Origin of the sequence: Vibrio sp. zbq_1 (assembly GCF_043102935.1) — a bacterium.
GTDB lineage: Bacteria > Pseudomonadota > Gammaproteobacteria > Enterobacterales > Vibrionaceae > Vibrio > Vibrio parahaemolyticus.
On the sequence record NZ_JBICJH010000042.1, the window covers coordinates 559943 to 570336 of the forward strand.

At 45.6% G+C, this 10394-nt stretch carries 7 protein-coding genes and 1 rRNA gene; 5 read left to right on the forward strand and 3 right to left on the reverse strand.

Annotated features, from left to right (window positions below):
* Positions 1–29 precede the first annotated feature (29 nt).
* Positions 30–2045 carry a DNA helicase Rep gene (gene rep / locus ACF8CV_RS22340; protein ID WP_005455214.1) on the reverse strand — a complete coding sequence of 672 codons (2016 nt, stop codon included), beginning with the start codon at positions 2043–2045 and terminating at the stop codon, positions 30–32.
* 169 nt (positions 2046–2214) lie between these two features.
* On the opposite strand from rep, the gene ACF8CV_RS22345 reads away from it, so the two are divergent.
* The 4 genes from ACF8CV_RS22345 (at position 2215) to ACF8CV_RS22360 (ending at position 7435) form a co-directional block, all read left to right on the forward strand.
* Positions 2215–2796 (forward strand): TetR/AcrR family transcriptional regulator, encoded by a 582-nt coding sequence (locus ACF8CV_RS22345; protein ID WP_005487525.1) that lies wholly within the window; start codon positions 2215–2217, stop codon positions 2794–2796.
* 18 nt (positions 2797–2814) lie between these two features.
* Positions 2815–3918, forward strand: a complete 1104-nt coding sequence (gene vmeC / locus ACF8CV_RS22350) for a multidrug efflux RND transporter periplasmic adaptor subunit VmeC (RefSeq protein WP_138938313.1) — start codon at positions 2815–2817, stop codon at positions 3916–3918.
* Positions 3919–3929: 11 nt separating this feature from the next.
* A complete protein-coding gene (gene vmeD, locus ACF8CV_RS22355) occupies positions 3930–7052 on the forward strand; it encodes a multidrug efflux RND transporter permease subunit VmeD (protein WP_025501943.1) in 3123 nt (1040 codons plus the stop codon).
* 131 nt (positions 7053–7183) lie between these two features.
* Positions 7184–7435, forward strand: coding sequence for an accessory factor UbiK family protein (locus ACF8CV_RS22360; RefSeq protein ID WP_005487540.1), 252 nt, complete (start codon positions 7184–7186; stop codon positions 7433–7435).
* Positions 7436–7617: 182 nt separating this feature from the next.
* Here ACF8CV_RS22360 and ilvC read toward each other — a convergent pair whose 3' ends face one another.
* Positions 7618–9102 carry a ketol-acid reductoisomerase gene (ilvC, locus tag ACF8CV_RS22365; protein WP_025541600.1) on the reverse strand — a complete coding sequence of 495 codons (1485 nt, stop codon included), beginning with the start codon at positions 9100–9102 and terminating at the stop codon, positions 7618–7620.
* Positions 9103–9245: 143 nt separating this feature from the next.
* Here ilvC and ilvY point away from each other — a divergent pair, with 143 nt between their 5' ends.
* On the forward strand, positions 9246–10136 hold the full coding sequence (gene ilvY / locus ACF8CV_RS22370; RefSeq protein ID WP_025518603.1) for an HTH-type transcriptional activator IlvY: 891 nt from the start codon (positions 9246–9248) through the stop codon (positions 10134–10136).
* Positions 10137–10246: 110 nt separating this feature from the next.
* Here the strand turns inward: ilvY and rrf are convergent.
* Positions 10247–10362, reverse strand: a 5S ribosomal RNA gene (rrf, locus tag ACF8CV_RS22375).
* Positions 10363–10394 lie beyond the last annotated feature (32 nt).

The following is a 10394-nucleotide window of genomic DNA, read 5'->3' on the forward strand; positions in this document are numbered from 1 at the left end:
GAACTTGATTTACCGTGAGATCAAAGTGATCACTTCTTAAACATCGAGCGCAGGTTTGCAATGTGCGCCTGACCTTTTGCCATTCGTTCTTCTTGAGACACAGGCTTTTTGTTCACTTCCCATTCGACATCATCAAACGGCAGCTCATCCAAAAAACGACTTTGAGTCGGTTTGATCAACTCACCAAACTGGCGACGCTCTTTACACATGGTAAACGTCAGCTCTCGCTGTGCGCGGGTGATGCCTACGTACATCAAGCGTCGCTCTTCTTCGACGTTATCTTCATCAATACTGGTTTGATGCGGCAATATGCCCTCTTCCGAACCAATCAAATAAACGTAAGGAAACTCTAGACCTTTTGATGCGTGTAGTGTCATCAATTGAACGGCATCGCTGTCTTCGTCTTCTTCGCCGCGTTCCATCATGTCACGCAAGGTCAAACGTTGAACCACTTCTTTCAGCGTTTTCTCTTCTTGGTCGTAATTGTCACCTTCTAAGTCAGCCACAATCCAAGAGTAGAGATCCGAAACGTTCTTCATGCGCATTTCAGCGGCTTTCGGGCTGGCTGAGGTTTCGTACAGCCAATCTTCGTAATGAATGTCACGAACCAAGGAACGAACAGCTTCTACTGTGTTACCTCGCTCAGCTTGATCGGCAATCGCCACCAACCATTGTGTAAAGCGACGCAGATTTTCGAGACCACGCCCCGATAGGTGTTGTTCTAATCCCATTTCAAAGCTTGCTTCAAATAGGCTTTTGCCGCGCATATTGGCGTAACTGCCCAATTTTTCTAACGTTACCGGGCCAATTTCGCGTCGCGGCGTGTTCACAATGCGCAGAAATGCGTTGTCATCGTCCGGGTTCACCAACACTCGAAGATACGCCATGATGTCTTTGATTTCGGCACGCGCGAAAAACGATGTACCGCCAGACAGTTTGTACGGTACGCGGTTTTGCATCAGTGATTTTTCAATCAAGCGCGATTGATGGTTACCGCGATACAAAATCGCATAATCTCGATATTCCGTGCGATTTAAGAACTTGTGCGCAATCAACTCACCCGTGACCCGTTCTGCTTCGTGCTCTTCGTTCTTGGCTAGCAACACTTTCAGTTTTTCGCCGTCAGGAATCTCTGAGAACAGTGATTTTTCATACACGTGCGGGTTGTTGGCAATCAAAATGTTTGCAGCACGAAGAATTCGACTGGTCGAGCGATAGTTCTGTTCCAGCTTGATCAGGCGCAGGTTCGGGTAATCTTGCCCGAGCAGCACCAAATTTTGCGGTTTGGCACCACGCCACGAGTAAATCGATTGGTCATCATCACCAACGACGGTTAAGCGACCGCGCTCGCCCACAATCAATTTGACCAGTTCATACTGACTGGTGTTGGTATCTTGGTATTCATCAACCAATAGATAGCGGATGCGATTTTGCCAACGCTGACGCACGTCTTCATTATTACGCAGCAGCAATACTGGCAGCAGGATCAGGTCATCAAAATCGAGCGCGTTGTACGCCTTCATCTGCTTCTGATACATCTCAAAACAAAAAGCGAACAGCTGTTGTTGCTCGCCTTTCGCCATCGCTTTGGCTTGCTCTGGCGTTAACATGTCGTTTTTCCAGTTGGAGATCGTACTCAATAGTTGTTTGAGTAGGTCTTTATCACCGTCGAGTTGCTTTTCCGTCAACTCTTTCAACAGCGCCATCTGGTCTTGATCATCAAACAACGAAAAGCCCGCTTTTAACCCAAGCTGCTTGTACTCACGTTTGATGATATTCAAACCCAAGGTATGGAAAGTAGAAACCATCAAACCTTTCGACTCGGCTTTACCCAAGGTTTGACCAACACGCTCTTTCATTTCTCGCGCGGCTTTGTTGGTAAAGGTCACGGCCGCGATGTTTCTTGCTTTGTAGCCACATTGCTGAACCAAGTAAGCAATTTTATTAGTAATTACGCGCGTTTTACCTGAGCCTGCGCCGGCAAGCACTAGGCATGGACCAGACACGTATTTTACGGCTTCATCTTGTCTAGGGTTCAGCTTCATACAAATTCTCTGCGGGTGACAAATGTGGCGCCTATGATAAAGGGGTGGCTCTTTGAATGCTACGGTGATTTTCTCGTAAATTTTGCCCCGATTGGTGCAACATTCTGTTGCATAGTAGACCAGACTTTAAGCTATAATGAATGAACGTTCATTCACTGGTAGTAGGATTATGACGGACAACCCTGCTGTAGATAAACGCGATCAAATACTTGCCGCTGCGGAGCAGTTAATTGCAGAGTCTGGCTTTCAAGGGCTTTCTATGCAAAAGCTGGCTAACGAAGCGGGTGTCGCCGCCGGGACGATTTATCGCTATTTCTCAGACAAAGAACATCTATTGGAAGAAGTGCGTCTTAACGTAGCCAAACGCATTGCCTCTGCAGTGCAAGCGGGCGTTAATGACGACATGCCATTGAAGGAACGCTATCGAACCATGTGGCTCAACATCTGGAATTTGGCGGGTTCCAACTTAAACGCCATCAGTAATCGAGTTCAATATGATTCGTTACCTTGCACGACAAGAAACAAGACGTGGGAACTTGAGCGAAAAATGTTTGCCCAAGTAGATCGCCTTTTCAACCAGGGCAAAGAAGAAGGGGTTTTTAAGCCTCTCGATAACGAAGTGCTCTCTGGATTAAGCTTTGAAGCAAGCGTCGCGCTTGCGAGAAAACATGCTTTGGGATTTTATCAATTGGACGACGATGCGCTGGAAGCAGCCATTGAAGCCAGTTGGGATGCAATTATTAAACACTAACTTGGAGTTCTTAATAGAATGAAAAAGTGGATTTTGATGCTATCAATTGTTTTATTACTTTTTGGTAGTGTAGTGACATACAGGCTAATTGATATCAAGCAAAAAATGGACGCTTTCGCTAGCCGCCCTGAACCTGAGTTCCCAGTAACCGTTACGGAAGTAAAAGCGGTGGATTGGGTACCAGTGATCGAGGCTATCGGTTTTATCGAACCAAACCAAGGTGTGACGGTAGCGAACGAAACGAGCGGTGTTATCGACAAGATCGCTTTTGAATCAGGTACTCAAGTTGAAGCTGGCCAGCCTCTCGTTCTGCTTGATTCTGAAGTAGAAAAAGCGAACTTGAAGAGTTCACAAGCGAAACTTCCTGCAGCAGAAGCGAAATACAAACGTTACCAAGGTCTGTTTAAGAAAGGTTCTATTTCTAAAGAAGCTTACGATGAAGCTGAAGCAAACTACTACTCGCTTAAAGCAGATATCGAGAGTTTAAAAGCAACCATCGATCGTCGTGAAATCAAAGCGCCATTTGCAGGTGTAGTTGGTATCCGTAACGTTTATCTTGGTCAATACATCCAAGCTGGTAGCGATATTGTTCGTCTAGAAGATAGCAGCGTAATGCGTCTGCGCTTTACCGTGCCTCAAACAGACATCTCGCGTATCAAACTTGACCAAGAAGTGGATATTTTTGTAGATGCCTACCCAGATCAGCCATTCAAAGGCTCAATTTCTGCCATTGAACCTGCGGTAAATGTACAAAGTGGTCTGATCCAAGTACAAGCTGACATTCCAAACAGCGATGGCAAACTTCGCAGCGGTATGTTCGCACGTGCAAACATCATCATGCCGAAATTGGCAAACCAAGTGACGCTACCTCAAACAGCAATCACCTTCACTTTGTACGGCGATAACGTCTACATCGTGACAGAAAAAGATGGTGAAAAGCGCGTGAAGCAACACGTAGTTAAAGTGGGCGAACGTACTAAAGACATCGCACACATCTTGGAAGGCGTGAAACCTGGTGATGTGGTAGTCACTTCGGGTCAAGTCCGTTTAAGCAACCACGCAAAAGTTAGCATTGTTGAAAGCAATGCCATTACTCCACCTGCTGAAACACCAATGCTTTAATTGGAGGCATCATGCGCTTTACTGATGTTTTTATAAAACGTCCAGTTTTAGCGGTATCGATCAGCTTTTTGATTGCACTACTTGGTTTGCAAGCAGTGTTCAAAATGCAGGTTCGTGAATACCCTGAAATGACAAATACGGTGGTTACCGTAACCACCAGTTACTACGGTGCAAGTGCCAACTTAATCCAAGGCTTTATTACTCAGCCTTTGGAGCAAGCAGTAGCACAAGCCGACAACATTGATTACATGACTTCTCAATCGGTACTGGGTAAATCGACCATTACCATAAACATGAAGTTGAACACGGACCCAAATGCAGCGTTGTCTGACATTCTGGCAAAAACCAACTCGGTACGTTCACAGCTTCCAAAAGAAGCCGAAGACCCAACCGTAACCATGTCGACTGGTTCGACTACGGCGGTACTGTACATAGGTTTTACGAGTGACGAATTATCTTCAAGTCAGATCACTGACTACCTTGAACGTGTAATCAACCCACAGTTGTTCACCGTAAACGGTGTGTCCAAAGTTGATCTCTATGGTGGTATGAAATACGCACTACGCGTATGGCTAGATCCTGCCAAAATGGGCGCTTTGAAGCTGACTGCAACCGATGTGATGAGCGTTTTGAACGCCAATAACTACCAATCCGCAACAGGTCAAGCGACTGGCGAGTTCGTGCTTTACAACGGTAGCGCAGATACTCAGGTATCAAACGTTGCTGAACTTGAAGCCTTAGTTGTGAAAACTGGTGAAGGGGATGTGATTCGCCTAGGTGATATCGCTAAAGTAACACTAGAGAAGAGTCACGACGTTTACCGCGCAAGTGCAAACGGTCAAGAAGCTGTGGTTGCGGCGATCAACGCAGCGCCAAGTGCTAACCCGATCAACATCGCGGCAGACGTGCTTGATCTGTTGCCTCAACTTGAGCGCAACCTACCAAGCAACATCAAAATGAACGTGATGTACGACTCTACGATTGCGATCAACGAATCGATTCACGAAGTGGTGAAAACCATCCTGGAAGCAGCGGTCATCGTACTTGTGGTTATCACACTGTTCCTAGGCTCATTCCGTGCGGTAATCATTCCTATCGTGACTATTCCACTCTCTTTGATTGGTGTGGCGATGGTGATGCAAGCAATGGGGTTCTCTTGGAACTTGATGACGCTACTGGCGATGGTTCTAGCCATTGGCTTGGTGGTGGATGACGCGATCGTGGTACTAGAAAACGTTGACCGTCACATCAAAGAAGGTGAATCCCCATTCCGTGCAGCGATCATTGGTACGCGTGAAATTGCGGTTCCGGTTATCGCAATGACATTGACGCTAGGTGCGGTGTACGCGCCAATCGCATTAATGGGTGGTATCACAGGTTCATTGTTCAAAGAGTTCGCTTTGACACTGGCAGGTTCGGTATTCGTATCCGGCATCATCGCTTTGACACTATCACCAATGATGTGTTCGAAAATGCTGAAGGCGAACGAAAAACCGAGCAAGTTTGAACAAAAAGTTCACCATATCCTTGATGGTATGACGACTCGTTACGAGGGCATACTGAGATCGGTAATGGCTAATCGTCCGGTTGTGATTGTATTTGCCATTATTGTATTTGCGAGCTTACCTATCTTGTTCAAGTTCATTCCTAGTGAACTTGCACCTTCGGAAGACAAAGGTGTAGTTGTACTTATGGGTACCGCACCTTCGAACGCGAACTTGGATTACATCCAAAACACCATGAACGATGTAAACAAGATTCTGTCGGCTCAACCAGAGGTGGAATACGCGCAGGTGTTTACCGGTGTGCCTAACTCGAACCAAGCGTTTGGTCTAGCAACGCTGAAACCTTGGAGCGAACGTGAAGCCAGCCAAGCCGAATTGAAAGAGCGTGTGGGTGCCTTAGTGCAAGGAGTACCTGGCATGGCCGTCACTGCATTCGAAATGCCAGAGCTACCAGGTGCGGGGTCTGGTCTGCCTATCCAGTTCGTGATTACAACACCAAACAACTTTGAAAGCTTGTTTACCGTTGCAAGTGACGTTCTTTCGGAAGTAGCAAGCAGTCCAATGTTCGTCTATTCCGATCTCGATCTGAAATATGATTCAGCAACCATGAAGATCAAGATCGATAAGGATAAAGCTGGCGCTTACGGTGTGACGATGCAAGACATCGGTATCACGCTAAGCACTATGATGGCTGACGGTTATGTTAACCGTATCGACCTTAACGGCCGCTCGTACGAAGTTATTCCACAAGTTGAACGTAAGTGGCGCTTAAATCCAGAGTCAATGAAGCACTACTACGTACGCTCCGTTGATGGCAAAGCGGTTCCATTGGGTAGCCTGATCACCATTGATGTCGTGGCAGAGCCTCGCTCTCTGCCACATTTCAACCAATTAAACTCAGCGACTGTGGGTGCAGTTCCGACTCCTGGTGTAGCCATGGGTGATGCCATTAATTGGTTTGAAGATATCGCACAAAACAAACTGCCAGCAGGTTACAACCATGATTACATGGGTGAAGCACGTCAGTTCGTGACGGAAGGTAGCGCGCTATACGCAACGTTTGGTCTTGCGTTAGCCATCATCTTCTTGGTTCTCGCGATTCAATTTGAATCACTTCGTGACCCTATCGTTATCATGGTATCGGTACCGCTAGCGGTGTGTGGTGCGTTGATCGCCTTGGCTTGGGGCACAGCCTCGATGAACATCTACTCGCAGGTCGGTCTGATCACGTTGGTCGGTCTGATCACCAAACACGGTATCTTGATCTGTGAAGTAGCAAAAGAAGAGCAGCTGCACAACAAACTGTCTCGAATCGATGCAGTAATGGAGGCGGCGAAAGTGCGTCTTCGTCCAATTCTGATGACCACTGCGGCGATGATTGCCGGCCTTATCCCGCTAATGTACGCAACGGGGGCAGGCGCAGAGCAGCGCTTTAGTATCGGTATCGTAATCGTGGCTGGTTTGGCACTTGGTACGTTGTTCACGCTATTCGTACTACCTGTGATTTACAGCTACCTAGCTGAAAAACACAAACCACTGCCAGTTTTTGTTGAAGACAAAGACTTGGAAAAGTTAGCACGAGTTGATGAAGCGAAAGCGGCGCACCGCGAGCTAGCAGAAAACAAATAAGCTCAAGAAGCTAAGAAAAAGGTCACTTCGGTGACCTTTTTTATTGCCGCTCTCTTTTTTACCATCTAAATGGCGACTTTCACGTATCATTTACTTAGAATGTCGGCAAATCAAAAGGAGTTTTAGCCACTATGTTTGACCCAAAGAAATTAGAGCAAATTGCTAAACAAATTCATGACTCAATGCCAGCACCAGTAAAAGAGCTAGGCGCAGACGTTGATCAAAAAGTTCGCCAAGTAATCCAAGGCCAACTAAATAAGCTAGATGTAGTAAGCCGCGAAGAATTTGATGTTCAAACTCAAGTTTTACTACGTACGCGTCAAAAGCTGACGGAAATGGAAAAGAAATTAGCCGAGCTTGAAGAAAAGCTAGCTGATAAATAAGCCCCTAAACGCTCCTTCGACAGGAGCGTTTTTCTTATCAGCACATGGACAAATCGACTAAAAACGAAAAGGCTTGGTCAACGGAGACCAAGCCTTTTAATTAGATGTCGTGTTTTTGTATTTATCGACTCCAATCTGTCTGGAGTTCATTTAATATCTTCAATGCTGTGCAGCGAAGGGAATTAGCCACCAACCGCGATGCGCTTCATATCCGTCATGTAGCCACGTAGTTCTTCGCCAATGTATTCCACTGGGTGGTTACGGATAGTCTCGTTCACTGCGATAAGAGTCGCGTTATCCACTTGGTTAGACGTTTCGCCTAGGCCTTTACCAATAACATCTGTACCAACAGAAGGCATGAATTTCTCACGTAATAAAGGCGTTGCTACGTTAGCAAATAGGTAGTTACCGTATTCAGCCGTATCAGAGATAACCACGTTCATCTCATATAGACGCTTACGTGCGATAGTATTAGCAATCAACGGAAGTTCATGTAGAGACTCGTAGTATGCTGATTCATCGATGATTCCAGAAGCTGTCATCGCTTCAAATGCCAGTTCAACCCCAGCACGGACCATTGCAATCATTAGAATGCCGTTGTCGAAGTACTCTTGCTCAGAAATCTCAATGTCCGTTTCTGGGTAATTTTCAAATGCAGTTTCACCAGTTTCTGCACGCCATCCTAGAAGATTTTTATCATCATTTGCCCAGTCAGCCATCATGGTGCTAGAGAAATGACCAGAGATAATATCGTCCATGTGCTTGTTATATAGTGGACGCATTAGGTCTTTTAATTCTTCAGAAAGCTCGAACGCCTTGATTTTCGCTGGATTAGATAGACGGTCCATCATGTGAGTGATGCCACCGAATTTCAGAGCTTCCGTAATGGTTTCCCAACCGTACTGCAGTAGCTTACCGGCATAACCCGGATCAATGCCTTCAGCAATCATCTTCTCGTAACATACGATAGACCCCGCTTGTAGCATGCCACATAGAATGGTTTGCTCACCCATTAGGTCTGATTTCACCTCAGCGACAAAAGAAGACTCAAGACAACCCGCACGGTGACCACCTGTAGCTGCAGCCCAAGCTTTCGCGATATCCCAACCTTCACCTTTCGGATCATTCTCTGGATGAACCGCGATTAGGGTAGGAACACCAAAACCACGTTTGTACTCTTCACGAACCTCTGTACCAGGACACTTAGGAGCAACCATGACAACTGTCAGATCTTTACGAATCTGCATGCCTTCTTCCACAACATTGAAACCGTGAGAGTAACCTAGTGCAGCGCCTTCTTTCATTAGTGGCATCACCGTCTCAACAACGTTAGTGTGCTGTTTGTCTGGCGTTAAGTTAACAACCAGATCTGCTTGAGGAATTAGCGTTTCGTAGCTACCAACTTCAAAGCCATTATCTTTGGCATTTTTAAACGATTGACGCTGTTCATCGATCGCAGCTTGACGTAGTGCGTAAGACACATCAAGACCAGAATCGCGCATGTTTAGGCCTTGGTTTAGACCTTGAGCACCACAGCCCACAATGACCACTTTTTTACCTTTCAGGTAATCCGCTTCAGATACAAATTCTTCACGGTCCATAAAGCGACAACGACCAAGTTGATCCAATTGCTCGCGCAAGTTTAGGGTATTGAAATAGTTAGCCATCTGGGTGCTCCTTAAACATTCTTCCATAAAGGTCGGTAACCGTCTTACCGAATAACTTCATACTAAAACAGACATAACGTTGCTTAAAGTGATATATTCACAATTACTTATTGCAATTTATGCAACATGGAAATGAAGATTTAATGAATATCAAAAGCCTGCAACTTTTCATTCATCTCTGTGAAAGTAAAAGTTTTGCCAAAACCGCTGCAACCATGCACATCAGTCCTTCTGCCCTCAGTCGGCAAATACAAAAGTTGGAAGAAGAAACAAATCAACAACTGTTTGTTCGCGATAATCGCAGTGTAGAGCTGACAACCCAAGGAAAAAAATTAATGCCTGTTGCGTTAAAAATTCTTGGTGAATGGCAACAGTATCAAAACCATATAAAAGGAACCGAAGGCGAGCTAAAGGGAGAGATCCGTCTCTTTTGTTCGGTGACCGCCAGCTACAGCCATTTACCAGAGTTAATTTCCGATTTTCGTCTTCAGCATCCTTTTATTGAATTTAAGCTATCAACCGGTGACCCAGCTCAAGCAATCGACAAAATACTAGCAGATGAAGCCGATATTGCCATCTCAGCCAAATCGGAGCAGATGCCAAACAAAATCGCGTTTGAAACGATCAGTGAAATCCCTCTGTCTGTCATCGCTCCTATCGGTGTCAGTTCATTTGCTGAGGAATTGCAAAAGGAGCAGCCAGATTGGTCAATCATTCCATTCATTCTTCCGGAAGCAGGCACAGCAAGGGACAGGGCTAATACTTGGCTCAAAAAAATGAAAATAAAGCCGAATATCTACGCGCAAACGTCAGGACATGAGGCCATCGTAAGCATGGTTGCATTGGGATGTGGGGTGGGTATTGCACCGGATGTCGTAATTAACAACAGTCCAGTAAGGGAAAAGATTAATCGCTTAAAAGTATTACCAATTAAGCCATTTGAACTTGGCGTCTGTTGCACAAAAAATCAGTTAGAAAACCCATTAGTGAAAGCTTTTTGGAAGGTAGCGGAGAGTAAATACATTGCACCTTAATAATGGGTATTTGGATTCGAATTACTTGGGTTATTTTTTATAACCCTAATTTTCAGAACTCTGAAATGCAAAAAAGCCCACTCTTTCGAGTGGGCTTCTTCAAATTAAAAGCCTGGCGATGTCCTACTCTCACATGGGGAAACCCCACACTACCATCGGCGCTATTTCGTTTCACTTCTGAGTTCGGAATGGAGTCAGGTGGGTCCAAAACGCTATGGTCGCCAAGCAAATTCTTTAATTCGGAAAGCTGTTTTTGTG

Bases quoted from the DNA above. Each gene is read 5' to 3' on its own strand.
- ilvC (WP_025541600.1), bottom strand. From the start codon at position 9,102: ATGGCTAACTATTTCAATACCCTAAACTTGCGCGAGCAATTGGATCAA.
- ACF8CV_RS22345 (WP_005487525.1), top strand. From the start codon at position 2,215: ATGACGGACAACCCTGCTGTAGATAAACGCGATCAAATACTTGCCGCT.
- vmeD (WP_025501943.1), top strand. From the start codon at position 3,930: ATGCGCTTTACTGATGTTTTTATAAAACGTCCAGTTTTAGCGGTATCG.
- rep (WP_005455214.1), bottom strand. From the start codon at position 2,045: ATGAAGCTGAACCCTAGACAAGATGAAGCCGTAAAATACGTGTCTGGT.
- ACF8CV_RS22360 (WP_005487540.1), top strand. From the start codon at position 7,184: ATGTTTGACCCAAAGAAATTAGAGCAAATTGCTAAACAAATTCATGAC.
- ilvY (WP_025518603.1), top strand. From the start codon at position 9,246: ATGAATATCAAAAGCCTGCAACTTTTCATTCATCTCTGTGAAAGTAAA.
- vmeC (WP_138938313.1), top strand. From the start codon at position 2,815: ATGAAAAAGTGGATTTTGATGCTATCAATTGTTTTATTACTTTTTGGT.